The sequence below is a fragment of the Propionivibrio sp. genome (assembly GCF_047602565.1).
GTDB lineage: Bacteria > Pseudomonadota > Gammaproteobacteria > Burkholderiales > Rhodocyclaceae > Propionivibrio.
Map to the genome: position 1 here is coordinate 1,146,358 of NZ_JASGGX010000001.1, position 24,591 is coordinate 1,170,948.

General features: G+C 67.2%; 23 protein-coding genes and 1 pseudogene. 7 read left to right on the forward strand and 17 right to left on the reverse strand.

Annotated elements, in window-relative coordinates; translation table 11 throughout:
- Positions 1 to 14 precede the first annotated feature (14 nt).
- Together QM701_RS05185 and QM701_RS05190 are read left to right on the forward strand one after the other, a co-directional pair.
- Positions 15 to 989, forward strand: a complete 975-nt coding sequence (locus QM701_RS05185) for a threo-3-hydroxy-L-aspartate ammonia-lyase (RefSeq protein WP_415166025.1) — start codon at positions 15 to 17, stop codon at positions 987 to 989.
- A complete protein-coding gene (locus QM701_RS05190; RefSeq protein WP_415166026.1) occupies positions 986 to 2,122 on the forward strand; it encodes a DSD1 family PLP-dependent enzyme in 1,137 nt (378 codons plus the stop codon). The genes QM701_RS05185 and QM701_RS05190 overlap by 4 nt, the downstream gene beginning before the upstream one ends.
- Positions 2,123 to 2,237: 115 nt before the next feature.
- On the opposite strand, the gene QM701_RS05195 is transcribed toward QM701_RS05190, so the two are convergent.
- The 6 genes from QM701_RS05195 to QM701_RS05220 all read right to left on the reverse strand — a co-directional run bounded on the left by QM701_RS05195 (position 2,238) and on the right by QM701_RS05220 (position 8,360).
- The gene (locus QM701_RS05195) at positions 2,238 to 3,881 is read right to left on the reverse strand and encodes a putative manganese-dependent inorganic diphosphatase (protein WP_415166027.1); all 1,644 of its coding nucleotides are present in this window, start codon (positions 3,879 to 3,881) and stop codon (positions 2,238 to 2,240) included.
- A 42-nt stretch (positions 3,882 to 3,923) separates the two neighbouring features.
- Positions 3,924 to 4,463, reverse strand: coding sequence for a cysteine hydrolase family protein (locus tag QM701_RS05200; protein WP_415166028.1), 540 nt, complete (start codon positions 4,461 to 4,463; stop codon positions 3,924 to 3,926).
- A 212-nt stretch (positions 4,464 to 4,675) separates the two neighbouring features.
- Positions 4,676 to 5,545, reverse strand: a complete 870-nt coding sequence (gene accD, locus QM701_RS05205) for an acetyl-CoA carboxylase, carboxyltransferase subunit beta (RefSeq protein ID WP_415166029.1) — start codon at positions 5,543 to 5,545, stop codon at positions 4,676 to 4,678.
- A gap of 13 nt (positions 5,546 to 5,558) precedes the next feature.
- Entirely contained in the window at positions 5,559 to 6,368 is an 810-nt protein-coding gene (trpA, locus tag QM701_RS05210; protein ID WP_415166030.1) for a tryptophan synthase subunit alpha, read from the reverse strand.
- 10 nt (positions 6,369 to 6,378) lie between these two features.
- Positions 6,379 to 7,584, reverse strand: a complete 1,206-nt coding sequence (gene trpB / locus QM701_RS05215) for a tryptophan synthase subunit beta (protein WP_415166031.1) — start codon at positions 7,582 to 7,584, stop codon at positions 6,379 to 6,381.
- 155 nt (positions 7,585 to 7,739) lie between these two features.
- Positions 7,740 to 8,360 (reverse strand): phosphoribosylanthranilate isomerase, encoded by a 621-nt coding sequence (locus QM701_RS05220; RefSeq protein WP_415166032.1) that lies wholly within the window; start codon positions 8,358 to 8,360, stop codon positions 7,740 to 7,742.
- A gap of 126 nt (positions 8,361 to 8,486) precedes the next feature.
- Here QM701_RS05220 and siaA point away from each other — a divergent pair, with 126 nt between their 5' ends.
- From siaA to siaD, 4 genes are read left to right on the forward strand one after another with little or no spacing between them, the layout of a single operon-like run.
- Entirely contained in the window at positions 8,487 to 10,481 is a 1,995-nt protein-coding gene (gene siaA / locus QM701_RS05225; RefSeq protein ID WP_415166033.1) for a biofilm regulation protein phosphatase SiaA, read from the forward strand.
- A gap of 13 nt (positions 10,482 to 10,494) precedes the next feature.
- Positions 10,495 to 11,037 carry a biofilm regulation protein kinase SiaB gene (gene siaB / locus QM701_RS05230; RefSeq protein WP_415166034.1) on the forward strand — a complete coding sequence of 181 codons (543 nt, stop codon included), beginning with the start codon at positions 10,495 to 10,497 and terminating at the stop codon, positions 11,035 to 11,037.
- A gap of 22 nt (positions 11,038 to 11,059) precedes the next feature.
- On the forward strand, positions 11,060 to 11,443 hold the full coding sequence (gene siaC, locus QM701_RS05235; protein WP_415166035.1) for a biofilm regulation phosphoprotein SiaC: 384 nt from the start codon (positions 11,060 to 11,062) through the stop codon (positions 11,441 to 11,443).
- Entirely contained in the window at positions 11,430 to 12,233 is an 804-nt protein-coding gene (gene siaD / locus QM701_RS05240) for a biofilm regulation diguanylate cyclase SiaD (protein ID WP_415166036.1), read from the forward strand. The genes siaC and siaD overlap by 14 nt, the downstream gene beginning before the upstream one ends.
- Before the next feature lie 23 nt (positions 12,234 to 12,256).
- Here siaD and truA read toward each other — a convergent pair whose 3' ends face one another.
- The 10 genes and pseudogenes from truA to aroC all read right to left on the reverse strand — a co-directional run bounded on the left by truA (position 12,257) and on the right by aroC (position 23,063).
- Positions 12,257 to 13,048, reverse strand: a complete 792-nt coding sequence (truA, locus tag QM701_RS05245) for a tRNA pseudouridine(38-40) synthase TruA (RefSeq protein ID WP_415166037.1) — start codon at positions 13,046 to 13,048, stop codon at positions 12,257 to 12,259.
- Positions 13,049 to 13,054: 6 nt separating this feature from the next.
- Positions 13,055 to 13,657, reverse strand: coding sequence for a hypothetical protein (locus QM701_RS05250; RefSeq protein WP_415166038.1), 603 nt, complete (start codon positions 13,655 to 13,657; stop codon positions 13,055 to 13,057).
- Positions 13,658 to 13,743: 86 nt separating this feature from the next.
- Complete coding sequence (locus QM701_RS05255; RefSeq protein WP_415166039.1) at positions 13,744 to 16,854, reverse strand: FimV/HubP family polar landmark protein; 3,111 nt, start codon at positions 16,852 to 16,854, stop codon at positions 13,744 to 13,746.
- Positions 16,855 to 16,992: 138 nt separating this feature from the next.
- Entirely contained in the window at positions 16,993 to 18,123 is a 1,131-nt protein-coding gene (gene asd, locus QM701_RS05260; RefSeq protein WP_415166040.1) for an aspartate-semialdehyde dehydrogenase, read from the reverse strand.
- Positions 18,124 to 18,153: 30 nt separating this feature from the next.
- A pseudogene (gene leuB / locus QM701_RS05265) lies at positions 18,154 to 19,228 on the reverse strand (3-isopropylmalate dehydrogenase).
- Positions 19,229 to 19,296: 68 nt separating this feature from the next.
- The gene (locus tag QM701_RS05270) at positions 19,297 to 19,425 is read right to left on the reverse strand and encodes an entericidin A/B family lipoprotein (RefSeq protein ID WP_415166041.1); all 129 of its coding nucleotides are present in this window, start codon (positions 19,423 to 19,425) and stop codon (positions 19,297 to 19,299) included.
- Positions 19,426 to 19,557: 132 nt separating this feature from the next.
- Positions 19,558 to 20,370: a M48 family metallopeptidase gene (locus tag QM701_RS05275; RefSeq protein ID WP_415166042.1), complete on the reverse strand. Its 813-nt coding sequence runs from the start codon at positions 20,368 to 20,370 to the stop codon at positions 19,558 to 19,560.
- 16 nt (positions 20,371 to 20,386) lie between these two features.
- The gene (locus QM701_RS05280; protein ID WP_415166043.1) at positions 20,387 to 21,592 is read right to left on the reverse strand and encodes an MFS transporter; all 1,206 of its coding nucleotides are present in this window, start codon (positions 21,590 to 21,592) and stop codon (positions 20,387 to 20,389) included.
- Positions 21,593 to 21,639: 47 nt separating this feature from the next.
- Complete coding sequence (locus QM701_RS05285) at positions 21,640 to 21,903, reverse strand: YdcH family protein (protein ID WP_415166044.1); 264 nt, start codon at positions 21,901 to 21,903, stop codon at positions 21,640 to 21,642.
- Positions 21,904 to 21,962: 59 nt separating this feature from the next.
- Positions 21,963 to 23,063 (reverse strand): chorismate synthase, encoded by a 1,101-nt coding sequence (gene aroC / locus QM701_RS05290; RefSeq protein WP_415166045.1) that lies wholly within the window; start codon positions 23,061 to 23,063, stop codon positions 21,963 to 21,965.
- Between the two features lie 75 nt (positions 23,064 to 23,138).
- On the opposite strand from aroC, the gene QM701_RS05295 reads away from it, so the two are divergent.
- Entirely contained in the window at positions 23,139 to 23,300 is a 162-nt protein-coding gene (locus tag QM701_RS05295; protein WP_415166046.1) for a hypothetical protein, read from the forward strand.
- Positions 23,301 to 23,352: 52 nt separating this feature from the next.
- Here QM701_RS05295 and QM701_RS05300 read toward each other — a convergent pair whose 3' ends face one another.
- Entirely contained in the window at positions 23,353 to 24,585 is a 1,233-nt protein-coding gene (locus QM701_RS05300) for a cystathionine gamma-synthase family protein (protein WP_415166047.1), read from the reverse strand.
- Positions 24,586 to 24,591 lie beyond the last annotated feature (6 nt).

The window sequence follows — 24,591 nt, forward strand, 5'->3', positions numbered from 1 at the left end:
AGGAGAAGAAATCCATGCTGACACTGCCCACCTACGATGACGTCCGCGCCGCCGCCGACCGGCTGCGGGGCCACGCCCATAAAACCCCGGTGATGACCTCGCGCACCATCAACCGCGAGACGGGCGCCGAGCTGTTCTTCAAGTGCGAGAACCTCCAGCGCATGGGCGCCTTCAAGTTCCGCGGCGCGTTCAACGCGCTGTCGAAGTTCGACGAGCGCCAGCGGCGCGCCGGCGTGGTTACCTATTCCTCCGGCAACCACGCGCAGGCCATCGCCCTGTCGGCGTCCCTGCTCGGCATTCCGGCGACCATCGTCATGCCCAACGACGCACCGGCGGCCAAGATGGCCGCCACGCGGGGCTACGGCGGCAACGTGGTGATCTACGACCGCTACACCGAAGACCGCGAGCAGATCGGCCGGACGCTGGCCGAGCAGCACGGCCTGACCCTGATCCCCCCGTACGACCATCCGGACGTGATCGCCGGACAGGGCACGGCGGCCAAGGAGCTGTTCGAGGAAGTCGGCGAGCTCGACGCCCTGTTCGTCAGCCTGGGCGGCGGCGGGCTGCTGTCCGGCTCGGCCCTGTCGGCGCGCGCCCTGTCGCCGCGCTGCACGCTCTACGGCGTCGAGCCGGAGGCGGGCAACGACGGGCAGCGCTCGTTCCGCTCCGGCAGCATCGTGCACATCGAGACGCCCAAGACCATTGCCGACGGCGCGCAGACGCAGCATCTCGGCGCCTGCACCTTCGAGATCATCCGGCGCGAGGTCGACGACATCCTGACCGTCTCCGACGCCCAACTGGTGGACGGCATGCGCTTCTTCGCCGAGCGCATGAAGCTGGTGGTCGAGCCGACCGGTTGCCTGGGGATCGCCGCCGCGCGTGCCATGAAGGACGCGCTCAAGGGTAAGCGCGTCGGCGTGATCATCAGCGGCGGCAACGTCGACATCGAACGCTTCTGCGCCCTGCTTGCCCCGGAGGCCCGGCCGTGACCCGCCTCGCCGGGCTTGACACGCCGGCGGCCATCGTCAACACGGCGCGCATGCAGGCCAACATCCAGCGCATGCAGACCCGGATGAACGAACTCGGCGTGCGCTTCCGGCCCCACGTCAAGACCTCGAAATGCCTGCCGGTGGTGCACGCGCAGCTGGCGGCGGGCGCGCAGGGCATCACGGTGTCCACGCTCAAGGAGGCCGAGCAGTTCTTCGCCGCCGGCATCGGCGACATCCTGTACGCCGTGGGCATCACGGCGGCCAAGCTGCCGAAGGTCCTGGCGCTGCGCCGGCAAGGCTGCGACCTGAAGATTATCGCCGACAACGCGGCGGCCGCGGACGCCATCGCGGCGTTCGGCAAGGAGCACGGCGAAACCTTCGAGGTGTGGATCGAAGTCGACTGCGACGGCCACCGCTCGGGCATCCGGCCCGATGAAAAGGATCGGCTGGTGGACCTGGCGAGGCGGCTGGCCGAGGGCGGCATGCGCCTCGGCGGCGTGATGACGCACGCCGGATCGAGCTATGAGCTCGACACGCCGGAAGCCCTCGCCGCACTGGCCGAACAGGAGCGCGCCGGCTGCGTGCAGGCGGCGGAGCATCTCCGCGGCGCGGGACTGCCGTGCCCTGGCGTCAGCGTCGGTTCGACGCCGACGGCATTGCATGCGCAAAACCTGGCGGGCGTCACCGAAGTCCGCGCCGGCGTCTACGTGTTCTTCGACCTGGTGATGCACAACGTCGGCGTGTGCCGGACGGACGACATCGCCCTCTCCGTCCTGACCACGGTGATCGGCCACCAGACCGACAAGGGCTGGGCCATCGTCGATGCCGGCTGGATGGCGATGAGCCGCGACCGCGGCACGGCCAAGCAGCGGCGCGACTTCGGCTACGGTCAGGTGTGCGCCGTCAACGGCACGGTGCTGCCCGGCTACGTGATGAGCGGCGCCAACCAGGAGCACGGCATCATTTCCCGCGAGGGCGACCCCGACGACCGGATCGCCGAACGCTTCCCGGTCGGCACGCAACTGCGCATCCTGCCGAACCACGCCTGCGCCACCGGCGCCCAGTTCCCCGAATACCACGCGCTGTCCGGCGACGGAACGACGGAGGTCTGGCCGCGCTTTTACGGCTGGTGAGTCAACCGCCGGGAAAAATCATTTTTAACCACGGCGACACAACGGGCACAACGAGAAATAAGATTTTGCTTCTCGCCGTGCCCGCCGTGTCGCCGTGGTTAATTGTTTTTGCCTTTCATCCCTTTCCCACGACATCAAGGATGCGCAGGATTTCCGGCAGCAACTGCTTCTTGCGCGAGAGGATGCCGGGCAGGTCGAAGATGTTTTCTTCGAGGCGCTTGTAAGCGAACTCCTTCGCCGCGGCGGGCCAGGGCGAGCACAGCAGCACGCTGTGCTCGCGGGTCACGTCGGTCACCAGCAGCAGCGCCCAGGTCAGGTTGCGCTCCTTGCAGACACGTTCGAGCGCGGCCAGGATGTTGGCCTTGACCTCGTCCATGTCGGCCAGCGTGCCGACCTCGACTTGGCTGACGCCGACCCGGAAGCCGCATTCGGCGTATTCCTTGAAGTCGCCGGTGACCATCTGCAGCGGATCGGTCTGCTTCAGGCTGGCCGTGAGCGAGAGCATCAGCGTGCCGTATTCCTGCAGGTCCACGCCGGCCAGCCGCGCCAGTTCCGGCGCGTACAGGCGGTCTTCGGGCGTGGTGGTCGGCGAGCGCAGCAGCATGGTGTCCGAGAGCAGGCCGGAGAGCATCAGCAGCGCGGTTTCCCGGTCCGGCGCAACGCCGGCCATGCGGAAGTGGCTGTACACGATCGAACAGCTCGAACCGATCGGCTTGCAATAGATGTAGATCGGCGTGTTGGTCTTCTCCGCGCCCATGCGGTGATGGTCGATGATCTCGCAGATCTCGGCGTCCTCGGCGCCGGCGACGGCCTGCGACAGCTCGTTGTGGTCGATCAGGATCAGCTTGCGGCGCGGCTTCTCGATGAAGCTCTCGCGCGTCACCACGCCGACGAAGCGCCCGTCCTTCAACACCGGCAGCCCGTGATGCTCGGTGTTGAGCAGGGTTTTCTTGGCGGCGTCGAACAGTTCGTCGTGCGGCAGGCACAAGGGCTTGGTGTCCATGATCTGCTTGACCGGCAGCGACAGGCGCAGCATGCGGATCGTCTCCGAGGTATCGCAGGTGGACACATAGACCGAACCGGCAAAGCCGCCGAAATCGACCGACGGCGTTTCGCCGGCTTCGTAGCCGGTGAGGATGATCGCCGGGACTTCCCGGTTGATTGCCATGTCGATCAGCTCCGGCCGGTTGCCGACGATCATGATCGGCTTGGCCGGCGCCAGGGCGTCGAGCCGCTTGGCGGACTGGTCGAGGGCCATCGCCCCGGCCATGATCGGCGCCCGGAACTCGTCGTCCCGGCCGCGCTTGAGGAAATAGCCGGGGATCACCTTTTCGATGTTGTCCGCGCGGAAAGTGTAGAACGGCCGCGACTTGACGGTGCCCTCGACGAAATAGCCGAGCATTTCATGCACGCCGACGATGCCGGCGAAGTTCTTCGCGTCGTCGAACACCGGCACCACCGACAGCCTCGGCGTATCCAGATCGTGGAAGGCCATCTTCAGCGGATCGTTCTGGTCGAGGCGGATGCCGGCGTCCTCGGCGATGTCGCCGACGCGCGGAATGACGTCCTTCAGGTAGGGTGGCGGTTCGACGCCGGCATTGGTGAACACGAACTTGGCCTGCCGCCCCAGCTGGCCGCACACCGCCGCGCGATAGCGGTGCTGCGGATCGACGGCGTTCTTGTAGCGCGCGTAACTCCAGGCCGCGCAGGCGGAATCGGTGTCGGGATTGCGGTGGCCGATGACGATGATTTCAGACATGGGATTCTTTCAGCGAAAAATGACGCGGATGCCGAACATGGACTACGCGGTGATCCGTATTTCGGAGGCGGGCGACACGCGGGCGCGAGGGCCGAAGCTCGTAATGCTGCTCAAGGTCGCATTGTGATGAGCGGATATCTGGGAAGCCTTGAGCACGCCGTTATCGACAGTCGAATGACCGTCGGAGACTAAAGTCACGGGATACCCGAGCGCCAGGGCGCGCCTGACGGTGGTATCCACGCAAAAATCGCTTTGCAGGCCGCAGACGATCAGGCTCGAAACGTGGCGCGCGGACAATATCGCCTGCAGCTCGGTGTTGTGAAACGAATCCGGCGTCCGCTTGCGCAGGCGTATATCCGCAGGAGCGACGACGAGGCCGGCGGCCGTCTGCCAGCCGGGCTCTCCGAATTTCAACGGGCCGTCGGGCGTCTCGTGCTGGATGACGACCACCGGGATGCCCGCGCTTCTGCCGAGCGCGGATACCTGATTGATGCGATCGATGACGCGCTCGGCCTCGAATGCGGCGAATTCGCCGAAACAAAGCGACTGCTGTACGTCAATGATCAGAAGCGCTGTGGTCATGGCTGGAAATTCAAAGGCCTATGCGATGTAGTTTTGCCGGAATCCCCGGGCGGTACCGCCATCTCTCCCTCCCCTTCAAGGGGAGGGCCGGGGTGGGGATGGGGTAACGCCTCGGCCATCTAAACGCCACCCCATCCCCCTCCCAACCTCCCCCTTGAAGGGGGAGGAGTCCGGGGCGGAACCGGTGTGGCAAATTACTGACCCCCAAAACATCACGCCGCCGCCGGCAGCTTCTGCAGCATGCCCAGCAGCTTCGCCAGCCGGTCCTTGAGTTCGCGGCGGTCGACGATCAGGTCGATGGCGCCCTTTTCGAGCAGGAACTCGGCGCGCTGGAAACCTTCCGGCAGTTTCTGGCGCACCGTCTGCTCGATCACACGCGGGCCGGCGAAACCGATCAGCGCGCCGGGTTCGGCGATGACCACGTCGCCGAGGAAGGCGAACGACGCCGAGACGCCGCCCATGGTCGGGTCGGTGAGGATCGAGATGAACGGCAGGCCGGCCTCCGACAGCCGGGCCAGCGCGGCCGTCGTCTTGGCCATCTGCATCAGCGAGAACAGGCCTTCCTGCATGCGCGCGCCGCCCGAAGCGGCGACGCAGAGGAAGGGCAGGCGCTGCTCGACCGCCAGTTGCACGCCGCGCACGAAGCGTTCGCCAAGCGCGGAGCCCATCGAGCCGCCCATGAACTCGAACTCGAAGACCGCCAGCACGACCGGGATCGCGCGCAGCCGCCCCTGCATGACCACCAGCGCGTCGGTCTCCCCCGTGCTTTTGGCCGCGTCGGCCAGCCGGCCGGCGTACGGCTTGCTGTCCGTGAAGTGCAGCGGATCGGCGGGCAGGACGTCGGCGCCGATCTCGAAACGCTCGTCCGCATCGAGCAGCAGGTCGATGCGGGCGCGCGCGCCGAGCCGGTTGTGGTGGCCGCACTTGGGGCAGACCTGGTCGTTCTTCTGCAGGTCGGTGGCGTAGAGCACGGCCTCGCAGGCGGGGCACTTGCTCCACAGCCCTTCCGGCAGGCTGGTCTTGCGTTCGACGCCGGCGGGGCGCTTGATCTTGGGCAGGACCTTGTTCAACCAGCTGCTCATGGCGTTTCCTTCCTCAGGCCTGGCCGGCTTCATCGATGCCCCGGCGCAGCTCGGCGACGAGGCGCTTCACCCGCGCGCAGACGTCGCCTTCCGGCGATTGCTCGATTTCCTCGATGATCCGGCTGCCGACGACCACCGCGTCGGCGATGCGCGCGATCGCGCCGGCCGTCCGCGCGTCGCGGATGCCGAAGCCGACGCCGACCGGCACGCCGACCGCCGCGTGGATCTCGGGAATGCGCCGGGCCACCGCCTCCACGTCGAGCTGCGCCGAGCCGGTGACGCCCTTGAGCGAGACGTAATACACGTAGCCGCTGGCCAGTTCGGCGACCATGGCGACGCGCTCCTCGGTCGAGGTCGGCGCGAGCAGGAAGATCGGATCGAGCGCGTTGGCCTGCATGGCCCGGGCGAAATCGGCGCTTTCCTCCGGCGGGTAGTCGACCACCAGCACGCCGTCGACGCCCGCGTCGAACGCCGCCGCGGCGAAGGCCTCGACGCCCATGGCCTCGATCGGATTGGCATAGCCCATCAGCACGACCGGCGTCTCGTTGTTGTCGGCGCGGAAGTTGGCGACCATTTCCAGCACCCGGCGCAGGCTGACGCCCTTGGCCAGGGCGCGTTCGGAGGCGCGCTGGATGGTCGGCCCGTCGGCCATCGGATCGGAGAACGGCACGCCGAGCTCGATGATGTCGGCGCCGGCTTCGACCAGCGCGTGCATCAGCGGCACGGTCAGCGCCGGCTCGGGGTCGCCGGCGGTGATGAAGGGGATCAGCGCCTTGCGCTGCTGCGCCTGCAGACGCTCGAAGGTGGCTTGGATCTTGGACATGGCGGCCTCCTTAGAATTGGATGCCCGACTTTTCGGCGACGGTGTGCATGTCCTTGTCGCCTCGGCCGGAAAGGTTGACCAGCAGAATCTTGTCTTTGCCCATCGACGGGGCGATCTTGACCGCGTGCGCCACGGCATGGCTCGATTCGAGCGCCGGGATGATGCCTTCGAGCCGGCACAGGGTATGGAAGGCCTGCAGCGCCTCGGCGTCGGTGATCGTCGCGTACTCGGCGCGGCCGGTGTCCTTCAGCCAGGCGTGCTCGGGGCCGACGCCGGGATAGTCGAGGCCGGCGGACACCGAGTGCGTCTCGATGATCTGCCCGTCGGCGTCCTGCAGCAGGTAGGTGCGGTTGCCGTGCAGCACGCCGGGATGCCCGGCGGTCAGCGAGGCCGCGTGGCGGCCGGTCTCGATGCCGTCGCCCGCCGCCTCGACGCCGATCAGGCGCACGTCCGCGTGGGCAATGTACGGGTGGAAGATGCCCATGGCGTTCGAGCCGCCGCCGACGCAGGCGATCACCGCGTCGGGCTGGCGGCCGCACAGCTCGGGCAGCTGGGTCAGGCATTCCTGGCCGATCACCGCCTGGAAGTCGCGCACCAGCATCGGATACGGATGCGGGCCGGCGACGGTGCCGATGATGTAGAAAGTCGTCGACACGTTGGTCACCCAGTCGCGCATCGCTTCGTTGAGCGCGTCCTTGAGCGTCTTCGAGCCGCTTTCGACCGGCACCACCGTGGCGCCGAGCAGCTTCATGCGGTAGACGTTGGCCGCCTGCCGCCGGATGTCCTCCGAGCCCATGTAGACGACGCAGTCCATGCCGTAGCGCGCGGCGACGGTGGCCGTGGCGACACCGTGCTGGCCGGCGCCGGTCTCGGCGATCACCCGTTTCTTACCCATGCGGCGGGCGAGCATGGCCTGGCCGATGCAGTTGTTAACCTTGTGCGCGCCGGTGTGGTTGAGATCCTCGCGCTTGAGATAGATCTGCGCGCCGCCCAGTTCGTCCGACAGGCGCTTGGCGTGGTAGACCGGGCTGGGCCGGCCGACGTAGTGCTTGAGGTCGTACTCGAACTCGGCGATGAATTGCGGATCGCGCCGGGCGGCCGCGTAGGCCTCGTTCAGTTCGGCGAGCGCGGGAATCAGCGTTTCGGCGACGAAGATGCCGCCGTAGGGGCCGAAATGGCCGCGCGCGTCGGGCAGGTCGTAAGGTGTGGCAGTCATGATTTTTCCTTGAGGCGATTGAAAAGGGACAACGGATGATCGGGTCGATCATCGGCCTCAGGTGTGATCGGCAAGGAACCGTCTCCAGCAGGTGCGGGTACGTCCGCCACAGGTCTTGCGCATCGTTCCGTCCAGTTCTTCCCGGAAAGTCCGGATCAATCGGTTGCCGCCGCGCGCGCGGCGGCGATGAAAGCGCGGATCTTCGCCGCGTCCTTGATGCCCTTGGCCGCCTCGACGCCCGACGAGACGTCAACCGCCGCCGGCCTCACCCGGGCGACCGCCGCGCCGACGTTGCCGGCGTCGAGCCCGCCCGAGAGAATGAGCGGCTTCGACAGCCCGGACGGCAGCAGATTCCAATCGAATGCCCGGCCGCCGCCGCCGTACCCGGCGACGAAGGCGTCGACCAGGATGGCCTGCGCCGAGGGGAAAGCCGCTGCGTATTGTAGCAAATCGAATCCCGGCCTCATCCGCGCCGCCTTGACGTAGGGCCGGCCGAACTGCCGGCAGTAGGCCTCGTCCTCGTCGCCGTGGAACTGCAGCAGATGCAGCGGCACGGCGGCCAGCGTTGCGTGCACGCGCTGCGGCTCGGCGTTCACGAACAGGCCGGTCACGCTGACGAACGGCGGCGCCAGCCGCGCCAGCCGCGCCGCCTGTTCGAGGTCGACGCAACGCGGGCTCGGCGGGTAGAAGACGAGGCCCAGCGCATCGGCGCCGGCGTCGATCGCCGCCCGCATGTCCTGCTCGCGCGTCAGGCCGCAGATCTTGATTCGCAACATAGGCACACATGAATTGAATGGCGGGCTTCGATTATACGATGCCCGATTTTTATCCTCTCCCACTGATGATTTGCCGCCCCAGTGAAGACTACAATAGCCGCTTTTCGAATCGCGTCAGGGGACCAGATGGCCATCTGGAATCTAAGATTAAGAACAAAGGCGATATTGGCGTTGTTGTTGGCATGTTTGCTGGTCATGCTGCCGGCGGGCCTGGTGGGGCGACATGTTTTCGAGGAGGTCCGCAATCATTTCGGGGAAGCCTACGCGGTCAATTTCACCCTGCACAAGCGGCAGAGCATCCTCGCGCCCGTGGCCCGGGAACTGGTGCTGTCCCAGCGCCTCGCGGATTCGGTCGTTTCCATCCAGTGGCTGCTGGACGAGGACAACGCCGACAAGCGGGCGCTGTTCTTCAAGGAAGCGGACAGATACCGCAAGGATTTCCGCGATCACGCCTATTCCATCGCCAGCGCGGACAGCCGGGGCTATTACGCCAACGACGACAAGGAGCCGTTCAGCGAGCAGCCCCGTTACGTGCTGAGCCGGGACAACGAGCGCGATTCGTGGTTCTTCAGCTCGCTCGCGCGGCGGGAGGATTACAACATCAACGTGGACTACGACCGCGTGCTGCAGGTCACGCGCGTCTGGTTCAACGTGCTCGTCCGGGACGGCGACCGCATCCTGGGCGTCGCCGGCGCGGGCCTCGACCTGAGCGGCTTCCTCCAGGATTTCATCGCCACCAGCGAACCGGGCGTCACCTCGATCATCATCAACCAGGCCGGCGCCATCCAGGCGCACGGCGACGAGCGCCTGATCGCCTTCAATACGGCGGCCAACGCGGCCAGCGGGGAGCAGACGCTCGCCGGCCAGCTGGCGGACGGCGGGCAGCGCGGCGAACTGGCCCACGCCATGGGCCAGGCGTACGCCCAGCCGGGCAAGGTGTTCACGCTGTACGCCACGCTGGACGGCAAGTCGCAGCTGCTCGCCCTGTCCTACATCCCGGAACTGAAGTGGCATATCGTCACCGCGCTCGACCTGCAGGCCGCGCAGGTGCTGGACCGGATGTGGCTGAACATCGCCATCGCCGCGCTGGTGGTGCTGATCGCCATCCTCTCGGCGGTTTTCGCCTACGCCGTCAACCGGCTGGTGCTGCGGCCGCTGAACAAGCTCAAGCTGTCGGCGACGGCGCTGGCGCAGGGCAATTTCGAGGTGTCCCTGCCGCCGCCCACGGAGGATGAGCTGGGCGACCTCAGCCGCGCATTCGGCGTCATGGCCAACCGTATCCGGCGCAACACCGAGGAGCTCGAGGACAAGGTGCAGGCCCGCACGCAGGCGCTGGAGGCGGCGAATCTCGAAATGCGCCGGGTGCACCAGAAGATCAAGGATTCCCTCGACTACGCCAGCCTGATCCAGCGGGCCACCCTGCCGGACCGGCAGCTGCAGCACGCGCTGGGACAGCATCACTTCGTGCTCTGGCGGCCGCGCGACGTGGTCGGCGGCGACTTCTACGTCTTCCGCGCCGACGACGAGCGTTTTCTGGTCGGCGTGGTCGACTGCGCCGGCCACGGCGTTCCCGGCGCATTGATGACCATGCTGGCCCGCGCGGCGCTGGATTTCGCCACCAGCCGCGCCGGCATGGAATCGCCGGCGGCCATTCTCGAACAGGCGGACGTGTCCATCCGCGACATGATCCGGCAAGGCGATTTCCAGCGGTCGATCGCCACCAACATGGACGTCGGGCTGGCCTACGTGAACCGGGAGCGCAAGATCCTGCGCTTTGCCGGCGCCAAGATCGGCCTGTACTGGACCGACGGCGGGCAGGTCAGGGAAATCAAGGGCGCGCGCCGGGCGATCGGCGACCGCCGCCGGGGCAGCTACGCCGACACGGAAGTCGAGATACAGGCCGGCGCGACCTACTACCTGGTCACCGACGGCTTCCTCGATCAGGCCGGCGGCGAACTGGGCTACGGTTTCGGCAACACCCGTTTCGCCGAGCTGCTTCAGAAATGCGCCGGGCTGCCGATGGAAGAACAGGCCGGCGCGCTGAATCAGGCGCTGGAGGACTTCCGCGGCGCCTATCCGCAGCGGGACGACATCACGATACTATCTTTCCGATTCGACTGAAGGGGGAGCGGCGATGGAACCGATCGGCATCTTCGAACTGCGCGAGTATTTCAACAGCGGAAAAATCCTGCTTTGTTTCAACGGTCCGATTTCCCGGAGCCTGATCGAAGAAATCGGCAATGCCCTGAAGAACTATCTGCAGGCCGACAACGCGCATCCGGCCGAAGCCATGGACGTGTTCGGCGTCTACGTCGAAATGACCCAGAACATCCGCCATTACGCCCTGGCCCGGGGCTACGACGAAATGAACAGCTCGGCGACGGTGATCGTGGCGCGGGACGCCAGCGGCCGCTACCTGGTGGAAGCCTGCAACCTGGTGGAAAGGGACGACGGCGAAACGCTGCTGGCGCGCGTCGGGGAGCTCGCCCGGATGGACAAGGAGCAGCTCAAGGCCGCCTACAAGACGCAGCTGCGCCTGCCGCGCCCGGAAGGCGCGGCCAGCGGGGCGGGCCTGGGACTGATCGACATGGCCAGGAAGTCGGCCGAACCGCTGCGCGCCTGCCTGGAGCCCACCAGCGCCGTGCGTTCCTTTTTCAGCCTGCGGGCCGTCATCTGAAATCGTTATCGGATTTAGCGCAATGAATAGTCTGAACATCCAGGGAAGCCAATCGACCCCGAGCATCAGCGGCGACTGGGAGCGCGGCGTGCTGGCCATGGCCGGCGATTCCTACCCGGAAAATTCCTTCGAGTTCTTCGGGCAGGTGATCGGCTGGGTCGAACGCTACCTCAAGGAAACCTCCGCGCCGCTCAACCTCGAATTGCGGCTGGTGTACATGAACACCAGCTCGGTGCGGGCCATGATGGACATTTTCGACCTGCTCGAAGAGGCGCATGGGCGGGGCCGCGCCGTCAGCGTGAACTGGTATTACGACCCGCGCAACGAGCGCGTGCTGGATCTGGCCGACGAGTTCCGGGAGGATTGCACCTTCCCGTTCGAGATCGCCGCCGATGTGCGCCAGTAGTCCGCTGCCGACTCCGGCCGCCTCCGAAGACGATCTGGCCGCGCTGATCCGGGCGGCCCTGGCCGATCCCGCGCACGCCGGCAATCCGCTGCGCGAACTGCTTGCGCAGCTGCTCGAACAGAGCGACGGCCAGCGGCAGCGGCTCGAACGCCTGGTCAGGATTTCCGACGGCTATCACCTGCTGTCGCGTTCGAGCAACGAAACGCTGGTGCAGCAGTACGACCGGCAATTGCGCCGCATCGAAAAGCTGGTACGGATTTCTGACCGCTACCAGCAGAGCCTGAGGGAATTGAGCGAGACGCTGCGCGAAGTGTCGCTGCGCGACCCGCTGACCAGCCTGGGCAACCGCCGCTTTCTCATGGAACGGCTGGCCGAGGAGAGCGAGCGCTCCAGCCGCAACGGCACGGGCTATTCGCTCGGCATCGCCGACATCGATTTCTTCAAGTCGGTCAACGACCGGTTCGGACACGACGTCGGCGACCGCGCGCTGTCCGAGGTCGCCTTCACCATCCGCGACGCGCTCAGGGAATACGACGTCTGCGGCCGCTGGGGCGGCGAGGAATTCCTGTTCATCCTGCCGGAGACGCCGATCGAACTGGCCTGCCAGATCGCCGAACGGGTACGCACGTGCGTCGAGCGCATCCGCTTCGATTTCACCGAGAGCATAACGATCAGCATCGGCCTGGCCCGCTACCAGTGCGGCGAAAGCTATTCGCACACGCTCAACCGCGCCGACAAGGCGTTGCGCCAGGCCAAGACGCTGGGCCGCAACCGCGTCGAAGTCTTCTGAGTTTTTGCCGCCGGTCCGGCCCGTCAAGGAATGGCGTACCCCGGCAGGAACGGATTTTCCGCCACCGGCAAGCCCCAGCATTTTTCGTAGCGCACCCCGACGAGGTATAGGCCGGCCGCCGCGAAGGTCGGCGCCGCCAGCGTGCGGTCCCGCGCCGCCAGCAGCTCGCCGATCCATTCCGGCGGATGCTTGCCCTGCCCGACGTAGACCAGGCTGCCGACCAGGTTGCGCACCATGTGGTGCAGGAAGGCGCCCGCTTCGAAATCGAAGACCAGCATCTCGCCGACGCGCCGGACCTCGGCGTGGCGCATCGTCTTGACCGGCGTTTTGGCCTGGCAGTCCGCCGCGCGGAAGGCCGAAAAATCGTGCTCGCCCAGCAGCAGATCGGCGGCCCGCTGCATCTGCGCCTCGTCCAGCGGCCGGTGATGCCAGCCGGCGCGGCCGTGCCAGACGCCGGGGCGCTGCGGCCGGTTGAGCAGCAGGTAGCGGTAGCAGCGCCCGTACGCCGAGAAGCGGGCATGAAAAGCGTCGCCCACGGGCTGCGCCCAGCGCACGGCGACGGCCGGCGGCAGGAAGCTGTTGGCCCCGCGCACCCACGCCGTCAGCGGGCGCGCGGCCTGCGTGTCGAAGTGCACGACCTGCCCGGCGGCGTGCACGCCGGCGTCGGTCCGTCCGGCGCAGACCACGGCGATCGGTGCGCCGGCGATGCGGCTCAGCGCCGCTTCCAGCGCGTCCTGCACCGTGCCGCCGCCCGGCTGCGTCTGCCAGCCGCGCAAGGCGCCGCCGTCGTATTCCACTCCCAGGGCAATGCGCATCGCCGGCTACCGGAAACAGAACAGAACGAGACCGCCGAGCAGCCCGGCCATCACGCAGCCGTCGAGCCAGCGCAGGGCCTGATGCTCGATCTCGATGGTTTCGCAGGCGGCGGTTTCCGGAATGTCGAGCAGCGATTTCCAGTCGCGCGGCCGGGGCAGCGTTTCCACGTAGCGCAGCACGAGCATCAGGCGCACGACCCCGCGGTCCGCATCCACGCCGAGGCGCCGCAACGGCGCGAGCAGCGCGTGCGTGGCCGCCAGCAGTTCGGCGAGCGGCATGAATTCGAGGAACGCCGCCACCGAGACGAGCACCAGCACCAGGCGGCCGAGATGTTTCAGCGCCTCGTCGACGCCCTCGCGGGTCGGCGCCAGGCTGCCGCTCCACAGCGGCTCGCCCGCGACGCCCCAGGCAAAGACGAGCAGCAGCGAGAGCAGCAGCCAGCGCGTCCGCCAGACCAGGCGGCCGCCGCGCCGCATCACCCGCGCGCCCGCCAGCGGGGCGAACAGGCAGGCGGCGAGCAGCACCGCGCCGCTCAGGCATTGCACGGCGATCAGCAAGGCCAGCCAGGCGATCAGGCGCGTCGCCGGATGAACGGCCGTTTTTCCCATATGCACCGAATCCGCTCCCCCCGCTCAAAAGAGAAGGCCGCATCCCGCTGCCGGGCTGCGGCCTTGCGTGCCACGTCCCGCGAGGATTATCCGCCGATCCGCGTCAGCATGCTCTGCGCGGCCTCGCGCTGATTCGCATCCCCTTCCTTCAGGACTTCCTGCAGCAGTTCGCGCGCGCCTTCGACGTCGCCCATTTCCTCGTAGGCCTTGGCCAGATCGAGCTTGGTCGCGACCTCCTCGCCCACGCCGATATCCAGCTCCGGCGCCAGTTCCTGGGCCGGACCGGCGGTCGAGGGACTGATGACCGTCTCCGCCTGCTGGTTGGCGAGTTCGAAATTGAGCGCCGTGTCGGACTGCGCATCCGGTATTCCCGGCACCACCAGCGTTTCCATCTGTTCCGAGGCGAAATCGGGGTTCACCGTCGTGTCGTCCTGGCCGCCGGCGAAGCTGGTGGGCGTCACCACGGTTTCCATCTGCTCCGTAACGAAATCCGGATTGACCGCGGTGGATACCTGCGCGCCCTCGAACGCGGCTTCCCCGGCGGGCTCCTGGGGCGTCTTCGCCGCACTGGCGGCGGCGGGCGGTTCTTCGAGTCCGCCGATTTCCAGATCCGGCGACTGCAAATCCAGATCGATCGCCGCCATGTCGAACGACGACGGCTCGGGCGGCAGGCGCCCGAGGAAAGTGGATTCGGTCAGGCTGACGTCGAACTCGACCGCATCGTCCCCCAGGGCCGGCGCGTCGGCGGGCGTGTCGGCCGCCTCGGCAGCCTTCCCGAAATCGACCGGGACCACGCTGTCGCTCCCCAGATCGAAATCGAGATCGGACAGCTGCGCCTTGGCTTCCTGCCGGTCGAGCGTCTCGGACAACGGCGCGATCTTCGTGCCGATGTCGAAATCCAGATCCGACGCTTCGGCATCGGCCGCCGGAGCGGCGGGAGCCGCCGGCACGGCTTTTTCGGCTGCGGCGGGCGCGGCGAGGTGCTGGCCGGCATCGCCGCCGAGATCGAAATCAAGCGTCTCGGGCAGCGGCGATGCCTTGCCGGCCGGTGCCGGCTGCGGAGCCGGCGCGGGCTTGTGCCCGTCGTCGCCGAGATCGAAGTCGAGGTTCGCCAGGGCGGCGGCGGACGCCCCCGCGACGGCCGCCGCAACGGGTGCCGCCAGCCCGGACGAGCCGCCGTTCGCCGGCCCGGCCTTCACCGCGCCGGCGGACACGGTGCCGCGGAAAATCGGATTGTTGGGGTCGAGCAGACGCCCCATCGCCGCGGCCTTCTCCCAATCGGAGCCGACGCCGCCCGTTTCGCCGTACAGCTCGGCCGCCAGCGCCTCGAACTGCTTGGCGTCCTTGCGCCCCGAGTAGATCTCGAGCAGCTTGACGGCGATGGCGGTGCGCTTCGGGTCCTTCTGGCGGGCTTCGAGCAGGATTTCCTCCGCCTGCGCGTCGCGGCCGTAGGCCATATAGACGTCGGCCTCGGCCACCGGATCGACTTCGTCGGTATCGATGCTGCCCGGCCCGGCCTGGCTGAAATCGGTCTGCGCCGGCACCTGCGACGAGGTATCGACGCTCTGCCCGCCGGTGTTGCGGAACACCGAATTGGCCGTCAGGCCGGTCGTGCTCGGCGGCGTCAGGGTGCTGCTCAGATCCCGCTCCGGCGTGTCGGCCATGGCGCGCCGGCGGCGCATGAACAGGTAGGCCGCGATGAGCGCCAGAATGCCCCCGCCGCCCAGCAGCGCCGTGGTGTTGCCGAGCAGTTCCTCGAAGAATCCCGGCTCCTCGGGGGGAGGCGGCGGCGCGACGACCTTGGGTTTTTCGGCCGGCTTCGCCGGCGGCGGCGGCGGCGGCTCCACCTTGGCCGCGGGCGCCTCAGGCGCCGGCGCCGGGGGTGGCGCCACGGCGGCGGGGGCGGATTCGGCCGCCTTGGGAGGCTCCGCCGGCGCGGCTGGCGTGGCCGCTGCGGGCGCCTCTTCCGGCTTCGCCGCCGGAGCGGCGGGCGCCGGCTGCGCCGAGGATTGTTTCTGCAATTCGGCCAGGTTCTGATTCTTCAGTTCCAGCAGCTTCTGCAGGTCGGCCACGTTCTTTTCGAGGGCCGCCACGCGCTCGTTGGACTCCTTGAGCGCCTTGTCCCTGGCGACCGCATCCTCCGCGGACTCCTTCGCGGCCGCCGCGCCGCCCTTGGCCGGCGCCGATTCGGCCTTGGAAACCTTCAGCTGATCCTTGGGCGCGGCTTGTTCCGCATCGTCGACCTTGGCGGTGATCTTGCCACTGGCTTCCTGCCGCGCCGCGTCGTCCTTGGCCGGCGACTTGGCGGCGACGCCGGCGAGCTTGCTCCGGTAGGCGTTCCAGTCCGACGACTGCGCCACCACGATTTTCCTGGCTTCTCCCGGAGCGACCGCTTCGATCGCCGACTTGTCGGGTATCGCGAGAATGGCCCCGGTCTTCAGGCGGTTCATGTTGCCGCCGTCGAAGGCGCCGGGATTGGCGCGGAACAGGGCGACCAGCATCTGTTCGAGCGAAACGCCTTCCAGTTTCGTTTCCGAGGCGATGCGGTGCAGGGTCTCGCCGCGCTTGACTTCGCGCCCTTCCCCGGCCTGGACGGCCGGTTCGGCGGATTTTTGCGGCGCCTGCTGCCGGCCCTGCACCTGCGCGGCCGCCCGCGCCCGCACCTCGTTGTCGATGGCCGAGGAGCCGCCGGACGCCGGCACCGACCGGCCGGCCGGCGCGGCGACGACCGCCGGGGCCGCCGGCGCGGACGCCTTGGCGGCGAATTCCGGCGGATCGAGCAGGAAGGTGTATTCGCGCACCAGCCTGCCCGTGGACCAGTTCAGCTCCAGCAGCATGTCGAGGAAGGGCTCGCTGATCGGCCGGTCCGAGGTCAGCCGGATGACCGCCTGGCCGTTTGGCCGCTTGTCGAGGCTGAAGCGCACGTTCAGCAGGGCCGTCGCGTAATCCAGTCCGGCCTGCTTGAAGGTCTCGGGCGAGGCCAGCTGCGCCTTCATGCCGGCCAGTTCCTCGCGCGTCGCGGTGACCTCGATTTCCGCCCGGAGCGGCTGGCCGAGCGCCGAGAACACGACGAGCCGGCCGAGGCCGGCCGCATGCGCCGCCAGCGGTACGCCGGACAGAACGAGGGAGGATGCGACCGCCATGACGGAGGAGCGCAGGCCGAAGTGCTTGATGGATTGATATGTTTTATTTGCCAAGACGGCACCCTGAGCGTCGAAATCGGGAATATTAAAATAACATCATGGGGTTAGCGATGCAAGCTCGACTTGCTTATAACATGCCGCCAAACCGTAAAAAAGACCGGGGAGCCACCCCCGGTCCTTTTTTTGTACCAATCAGCCTTCGAGCAGGACGCGCAGCATGCGCCGCAGCGGCTCGGCGGCGCCCCACAACAGTTGGTCGCCGACGGTGAAGGCGCCGAGGTATTCCGCGCCCATGGCCAGCTTGTGCAGGCGTCCGACCGGCACCGTCAGCGTGCCGGTGACCGCCGCCGGGGTCAGTTCGCGCTCGCTGATCTCGCGCTCGTTGGGCACGACCTTGGCCCACGGGTTGCCATCGGCGATGATGCCCGCGATCTCGTCGAGCGGCGCGTCCTTGCGCAGCTTGATGGTCAGGCCCTGCGAGTGGCAGCGCATGGCGCCGATGCGCACGCAGATGCCATCGACCGGGATGCTTCCCGGCGAGCGGAACGGCGGACGGCCGAGAATCTTGTTGCATTCGGCGCCGCCCTTCCATTCTTCCTTGGACTGGCCGCCTTCGACCGGCACGTCGATCCAGGGGATCAGGCTGCCGGCCAGCGCCGTGTTGCGGAAGTTCTTGGTCGGGAAGCTGGACGCGCGCATCGTCTCCGCGACCTTGCGGTCGATTTCGAGGATGGCCGAGGCCGGATCGGCCAGCTCGGCGCGCACCGCGTCATGCAGCGCGCCCATCTGGCACAGCAGTTCGCGCATGTTCTGCGCGCCGGCGCCGGAGGCGGCCTGGTAGGTCATCGCCGAGACCCACTCGACGAGATCGTGCTTGAACAGGCCGCCGATGCCCATCAGCATCAGCGACACGGTGCAGTTGCCGCCGATCCAGTTCTTGCCGCCCTTGGCCAGCGCGTCCTTGATGACGTTCAGGTTGACCGGATCGAGGATGATCACCGCGTCCTTGTCCATGCGCAGCGCCGACGCCGCGTCGATCCAGTGGCCGTTCCACCCCGTCGCGCGCAGCTTGGGGAAGACTTCCTTGGTGTACTCCCCGCCCTGGCAGGTAATGACGATGTCCATCTGCTTGAGCGACTCGACCGACATCGCGTCCAGCAGCGTGCCGCCGTCCTTGCCGCCCCATGCCGGCGCCTTGCCGCCGACCGACGAGGTGGAGAAATACACCGGTTCGATGAAGGCGAAATCGCCTTCCTCTTCCATGCGCTGCATGAGCACGGAACCGACCATGCCGCGCCAGCCTACGAGACCTACCTTCTTCATTGCGTTTACCTCGATCAAAAAAAGAAATCTTTACGCTGCCCGGAGCGCCGCGAGCACGGCGTCTCCCATCTCGGCGGTGCCGACCCTGGTCGTGCCCGGCTCGTAGATGTCGCCCGTGCGCAGGCCCTGTTCGAGCACGCGCTTCACCGCGTTCTCGATACGCCGGGCCGCTTCCTCCTGGGCGAACGTGTAGCGCAGCATCATCGCCGTCAACAGGATAGTCGCCAGCGGATTGGCCACGCCCTTGCCGGCGATGTCCGGCGCCGAGCCGTGGCAGGGCTCGTACAGCCCCTTGCCGGTCTCGTTGAGCGAGGCCGACGGCAGCATGCCGATCGATCCGGTGAGCATCGACGCCTCGTCGGACAGGATGTCGCCGAACATGTTGCCGGTGACCATCACGTCGAACTGCTTGGGCGCGCGCACCAGCTGCATGGCGGCGTTGTCGACCAGCATGTGCGTGAGCTCGACGTCGGGATATTCAGGCGCCAGTTCGTTCATCACGTCGCGCCAGAGCTGCGTCGTCTCCAGGACGTTCATCTTGTCGAACCGAACAGAGCTTGCGGTTGCGCTTGCGCGCGGCTTCGAACGCCATCTTGCCGATGCGCCGGATTTCCGCTTCGCTGTAGATCATCGTATTGACGCCGACGCGCTGTTCGGCGCCGTCAACCTGGCGCGTCTCGATGCCGCGCGGCTGGCCGAAGTAGATGTCGCCGGTCAGTTCGCGCACGATCAGGATGTCGAGGCCGGACACGACTTCCGGCTTGAGCGTCGAGGCGTTGGCCAGTTCGGGATAAAGCACGGCCGGACGCAGGTTGGCGAACAGGCCGAGCAGCTTGCGGATGCCGAGCAGGCCGCGTTCCGGGCGCAGTTCGCGGGCCAGGACGTCCCATTTCGGGCCGCCGACCGCGCCGAGCAGCACGGCGTCGGCCGCCTGGGCAAGTTTCTGGGTGGCCTCCGGGAACGGATTTCCCGTCGCGTCCACGGCGCAGCCGCCGAGCAGGGCTTCTTCCATCTCGAACTTCAGGTCCAGCGCCTTCAGCACGCGCAGCGCCTGGGCGGTGATTTCCGGACCGATGCCGTCACCCGGCAAGACACAAATTTTCACGTCATTTTCCTCGATACGATCAAAAAACCGGTTTCGCTCTTCCTCGGAGCGTCAACACGCAGAGGCGGCTACTTGGTGGCCGCCTTCTCGATGGCCTGGCCGCCGCGCTCGATGTCCTTGCCGATGCCGCGCACGGTGTTGCACGCCGCCGACAGGGTGGCGGCGACGAGCACCAGGGCGAGCACTATTCTTCTCATGGCGAATCTCCTCCAATTGCGACAAGTCGGCCATCCGTGGGACATCTCTGTGAAAGACGCCGAAAAACCCGATGATTATCTCATGGGATACCGGCCCTGTCAGCCGACACAACCCCATGAAACCAAACAAATTCAATTCCTTGCACGCGCCGCGCGATAGAGCGGCTGCACGCGCTCGGCGTAAACCCGCAGATCGGCGAGGCGCGTCTCGTTCGACGGGTGCGTGGATAGCCATTGCGGCGTGCCGTTCCCGGACGCGCGCCCCATCTTCTCCCAGAGGGAGACCGCCGCCAGCGGATCGAAGCCCGCCCGCGCCGCCAGTTCGACGCCGATCCGGTCCGCCTCCTGCTCCATCCCGCGCGAATTGGGGCGCATGAACGCCAGATCGCCGGCGGTTCCCACCACCTCCTTGCCGATGCTGGCATCGAGTCCGTAATACGCGCCGATCACGCCGCCCAGCGTGGCCGCCAGATCGACGCCCGCCGCCTGGCTCGCCTTCTCCCGCCCATGTTCGCGCAGGGCGTGGGCGATCTCGTGCCCCATCACCGCCGCCAGCTCGTCGTCAGTCAGCGCCAATTTTTCCAGCAGCCCGGTATAGACGGCGATCTTGCCCCCCGGCATGCACCAGGCATTGAGCTCGCTCGAACTGATGACGTTGCTCTCCCAGCGCCAGCCGGGCGCGTCCGTACGGAACACTCCGGTCACGGCGACCAGGCGCGCGGCGACCGCCTTGACCCGCTGCACCTGCGCGGGATTGCGGTTCAGCAGGTTTTTCGCCCGCGCTTCCTGGATCGTCTGCGCGTAGGCCTTTTCCGCCGCCTGGTTCACCTCGGCGGACGAGAGCAGCATGGCCTGCCGCCGCTCCACGCCGACCGCCCCGGCGGACGTCGTATGCGTCGGCGTACAGGCCGTGCCCAGCAGCATCGATAGAAAAACCGCGCTCACCCCGACCTTCAAAACGCTACCTCCGTCGCCCTTCGACATCGCTCACTCCATTGACAACGCACAACGGTTGATTTTCGCCGACATCCGCGCCCCGAACCCCGAAAAAAATGACAGTTAGACCGACGAGCGCGAACAACGATCCCAACGCGAACGCCTCGGCGCCGCCCAGGCGCTCCCAGGCCCAGCCGCTGGCCAGCCCGCCGGCCACGCCGCCGGCGCCGAAGCTCACCGAGGAATAGAGCGCCTGGCCGCGGGCGCGGATGTTTCCCGGGAACCAGAGATTGATCGTGGCGACCGCCGCCGAATGAAAGGCGCCGAAGGTGAGTCCGTGCAGCAGCTGGGTCAGGACCAGCGCGACCGGCAAGTCAACCAGTTGTCCGATGGCCGCGAAACGCACGACCGCCGCCGCGAAGCACGCCAGCAGGACCTGCCGCAGGCCGAAGCGGCGCATGAGCTGCGCCATGAAGAAAAAGGTGACGATCTCGGCGAGCACGCCGAAGGTCCACAAGGTTCCCGCCGCCGACTTGCTGTATCCGTGGTCGGTGAGGAAGATGGTGTAGAAGACGTTCATGGCGCCGTGCGCCGCCGACATGGCGAAGCAGGCGGTCAGCAGGGCCATGACGCGCGGCTGGCGCAGGACGCGGCCGATCGGCTGATGCGTTCCGGCGGCATGCGGGACGCCCGCCTCGGGCACCGCCAGCCCGCACAGCGCGGCCATCGCCAGCGAAAAGCCGCACGCCCAAAGCACCGCGTCCACCGGCCACCGGTCGAGCAGCGCGCCGACGCCGAGCACGGCCGCGATGAAGCCGACCGACCCCCACAGGCGGATGCGGCTGTAGCGTTCCGGCTTTTCCCGCAGATGGTCGAAAGTCAGTGTTTCCAGCAAGGGCAAGGCCGCCACCCAGAAGAAGGAAAAGCAGCTCATGGTGGCCAGCACGATGCCGAAGCGGCGCGCCACGAAGAACACGCAGAACAGCGCGAAGGTGGCGATCCCGGTCAGGCGGATGACCGCGATCCGCTTTCCCGTCCGGTCCGCCAGGGCGCTCCAGAAGAACGGGCCGGCCAGGCGCATCAGCTGCATCTGCGTCATCAGCAGGCTGATGTCCCACGCCGAGAAGGCGAGCGAGCGGAGATAGAGCGCGAAGTACGGGGAAAAGGCGCCGATGAAGGTGAAATAGAAAAAGTAGTAGGCCGACAGGCGCCAATAAGGAACGGGGAGCATCCGGCAATTCTACCGAACGCTCCCCGGACCGATTCCGTAAAAAAGAGTTATTTGACCGACTGCTGGCCCGCGCGGTAGGCAAGCATCATGTGATAGAGGTCGTCCTTGACCTTGACGCGGTGCTTTTTCATGTCTTCGAGGGTGAAGTCGTCTACCGGCATGTCGTGTTCTTCCAGATCTTCAACCTTGCCCGTCAAGCGGTGGTAGGTCGCGAAAAGCCGGGCAAACATGGGATTTCCCGTGCGCAAGGTATTGATCACGTCCTTCATCTCGGGAAATTCCTGGTGAAGCTCATGGTGTTCGACGTGCATTTTGAGTCCCTCCTCCGTGCAAATTTCCAGTTGGACATCGACAGAAAGATGCGTTTGTTTCAAGGCATTTTGCTCCCAATTTTCGGCGTTTGGCAATCCACGTCCGCGCACTGCGCGCGGTGCCGCAAGGCATGGTCGATGAGCACCAGCGCGAGCATCGCCTCGGCGATCGGTGTGGCCCGGATGCCCACGCACGGGTCATGGCGGCCGTGGGTTTCGACCGTGGCCGGCCGGCCCTGCAGATCGATCGAGCGGCGCTGCAGCCGGATGCTCGACGTCGGCTTGACGGCCAGGCGGACGACGATCTCCTGGCCGGTGGAAATGCCGCCGAGCACGCCGCCGGCATGGTTGGAAAGAAAACCCTCGGGGGTCATCTCGTCGCCGTGCTCGCTGCCCTTCTGGGCGACACAGGCGAAGCCGGCGCCGATCTCGACGCCCTTGACGGCGTTGATGCCCATCATCGCGTAGGCGATGTCGGCGTCCAGGCGATCATAGACCGGCTCGCCCCAGCCCGGCGGCACGCCGCGCGCCGCCACGCTGATCTCCGCGCCGATCGAGTCGCCCGCCTTGCGCAAGGCGTCCATGTATTCTTCGAGCCGCGGCACGATCGCGGCGTCCGGCGCGAAGAACGGGTTTTCACCGATCCGGGCGGCATCGACGAAGGGAATCTCGATCGGCCCGAGCCGGCTCATCCAGCCCTGGATGGTCACGCCGCAGCGCTCCTTGAGCCATTTGCGGGCGATGGCGCCGGCCGCCACGCGCACCGCCGTCTCGCGCGCCGACGAGCGGCCGCCGCCGCGATAGTCGCGGAAGCCGTACTTCTGCGTGTAGGCGTAGTCGGCATGCCCCGGACGGAAGGTCTGGGCGATGTTGCCGTAATCCTTGCTGCGCTGGTCCTGGTTGCGGATGAGCAGGCCGATCGGCGTCCCGGTCGTCCGGCCCTCGAACACGCCGGACAGGATCTCCACCGTATCCGGCTCGCGGCGCTGCGTCACGTGCCGCGAGGTGCCCGGCTTGCGTCGGTCCAGTTCCGCCTGGATGTCCGCCTCGCACAGCGCGAGCCCCGGCGGGCAGCCGTCCACCACGCAGCCGATGGCCGGGCCGTGCGATTCGCCGAAGGAGGTGACGGTGAACAAGGTGCCGAGTGTATTGCCTGCCATGATTTCCCGGGATCGATAGAATGAGCGGGAAGTCTAGCATAGAGGCATTGCCCGCCCCGCCGAGGAGACACCGCCATGCGCAACCCGCCGAAACCGCCGCGCCAGCCCCGGCCGGACTCCGGCCGGCCGGGGGACGGACCGGCCGTGCCCGACCCGTCGCGCCAGCCGGACCGGCGCTGGCAGCGCACCGTGCGCTACGGCTGGGACAAGGGCGGATCGCGCGGCGGCCGGAAGTAGCACCGGCCCGCCCGCGCCCGTCAGAGGCGCCGACGGTGGGAAGGCCCGCCCGTCAATCCTCCAGCGCCCGGCCGAAGTCGGCGAGCAGGTCCTCGACGTCCTCGATGCCGACGGAGATGCGGATCAGCGATTCGGCGATGCCCAGGCTGGCGCGGCGCTCGGGGCCGAGCTCGAAATAGATCGTCGGCGCGACGGGAATGGCCAGCGTGCGGTTGTCGCCCAGGTTGGTCGAGGAAATGACCAGTTCCAGCTTGCCGAGCACGTCAAAGCAATCGACGCCGTCGACCAGCTCGAAGGACAGGATGCCGCTATTCCCGCCGAACAGCGCCTTGGCGCGCGCGTACTGGGGATGGCTCTCCAGCCCCGGATAATAGACTTTCGCCACTTTCGGGTGCGCCGCCAGGAACTCGGCCAGCGCCTGGGCGTTGCTGCAGGTGCGCGCCATGCGCAGCGCCAGCGTCTCGGCGCCGATGGCCAGGTGATGCGCCGCCTCGGGCGACAGCGTGGCGCCAGCGTCGCGCAGCCCCTTCTTGCGGATCTGCACGATGCCCCACGTGCGGGGATCGCCCTTGCGGTACAGCTCGCTGATGTTCGGATAGCGCGTCCAGTCGAACAGGCCGGTGTCGGTGAGCGCGCCGCCCAGCGCGTTGCCGTGGCCGCCGATGTACTTGGTCAGCGAATTGACGACCAGGCTGGCGCCCACGTCCCGAGGCCGGAACAGGTAGGGCGAGGTGACGGTGTTGTCCACCACGTAAACGACGCCGCGCGACCGGCACAATTCGCCGATGCCCGCGAGGTCGGTCACCTGCGTGCGCGGATTGGCGATCGTTTCGACGAAGACCAGGCGCGTCTCCGGACGCAGCGCCGCCTCCACGTTGGCCGCCTCGGTGGCGTCGACGAAGCTCACCTCGATGCCCATCCGGCCGAAGGTTTCGAACAGGCTGGTGGTATTGCCGAACAGGAAGCTGCTGGAAACGATGTGGTCGCCGGCGCGCAGCAGCGCGAAGAGCGTCGCCGAGATCGCCGCCATGCCGCTGCTGAAGGCGACGGTCAGGAACCCCTGCTCCATGCGCGTGACCTTTTCCTCCAGCGCCGCCGAGGTCGGCGTGCCCTGGCGCCCATAGACGAAACCGGCCTGCTCGCCCTGGAAGACCTTGACGAGATCGTGCGCGCTGGCAAAACCGAACGCCGCCGAGTTATGCACGGGTTTGTGGGTCGCGCCGTGCTCGATCGGCTTGGCACGGTCGCAATGCAGCGTGGTGGTGGTGAATCCGCGTTTGTTCATGATGTC

Bases quoted from the DNA above. Each gene is read 5' to 3' on its own strand.
- QM701_RS05195 (WP_415166027.1), bottom strand. From the start codon at position 3,881: ATGTCTGAAATCATCGTCATCGGCCACCGCAATCCCGACACCGATTCC.
- QM701_RS05280 (WP_415166043.1), bottom strand. From the start codon at position 21,592: ATGCTCCCCGTTCCTTATTGGCGCCTGTCGGCCTACTACTTTTTCTAT.
- QM701_RS05185 (WP_415166025.1), top strand. From the start codon at position 15: ATGCTGACACTGCCCACCTACGATGACGTCCGCGCCGCCGCCGACCGG.
- QM701_RS05250 (WP_415166038.1), bottom strand. From the start codon at position 13,657: ATGGGAAAAACGGCCGTTCATCCGGCGACGCGCCTGATCGCCTGGCTG.
- trpB (WP_415166031.1), bottom strand. From the start codon at position 7,584: ATGACTGCCACACCTTACGACCTGCCCGACGCGCGCGGCCATTTCGGC.
- QM701_RS05295 (WP_415166046.1), top strand. From the start codon at position 23,139: ATGCGCAACCCGCCGAAACCGCCGCGCCAGCCCCGGCCGGACTCCGGC.
- siaD (WP_415166036.1), top strand. From the start codon at position 11,430: ATGTGCGCCAGTAGTCCGCTGCCGACTCCGGCCGCCTCCGAAGACGAT.
- asd (WP_415166040.1), bottom strand. From the start codon at position 18,123: ATGAAGAAGGTAGGTCTCGTAGGCTGGCGCGGCATGGTCGGTTCCGTG.
- accD (WP_415166029.1), bottom strand. From the start codon at position 5,545: ATGAGCAGCTGGTTGAACAAGGTCCTGCCCAAGATCAAGCGCCCCGCC.
- QM701_RS05270 (WP_415166041.1), bottom strand. From the start codon at position 19,425: ATGAGAAGAATAGTGCTCGCCCTGGTGCTCGTCGCCGCCACCCTGTCG.
- siaB (WP_415166034.1), top strand. From the start codon at position 10,495: ATGGAACCGATCGGCATCTTCGAACTGCGCGAGTATTTCAACAGCGGA.
- QM701_RS05220 (WP_415166032.1), bottom strand. From the start codon at position 8,360: ATGTTGCGAATCAAGATCTGCGGCCTGACGCGCGAGCAGGACATGCGG.
- truA (WP_415166037.1), bottom strand. From the start codon at position 13,048: ATGCGCATTGCCCTGGGAGTGGAATACGACGGCGGCGCCTTGCGCGGC.
- QM701_RS05300 (WP_415166047.1), bottom strand. From the start codon at position 24,585: ATGAACAAACGCGGATTCACCACCACCACGCTGCATTGCGACCGTGCC.
- trpA (WP_415166030.1), bottom strand. From the start codon at position 6,368: ATGTCCAAGATCCAAGCCACCTTCGAGCGTCTGCAGGCGCAGCAGCGC.
- siaA (WP_415166033.1), top strand. From the start codon at position 8,487: ATGGCCATCTGGAATCTAAGATTAAGAACAAAGGCGATATTGGCGTTG.
- QM701_RS05200 (WP_415166028.1), bottom strand. From the start codon at position 4,463: ATGACCACAGCGCTTCTGATCATTGACGTACAGCAGTCGCTTTGTTTC.
- siaC (WP_415166035.1), top strand. From the start codon at position 11,060: ATGAATAGTCTGAACATCCAGGGAAGCCAATCGACCCCGAGCATCAGC.
- aroC (WP_415166045.1), bottom strand. From the start codon at position 23,063: ATGGCAGGCAATACACTCGGCACCTTGTTCACCGTCACCTCCTTCGGC.
- QM701_RS05285 (WP_415166044.1), bottom strand. From the start codon at position 21,903: ATGCACGTCGAACACCATGAGCTTCACCAGGAATTTCCCGAGATGAAG.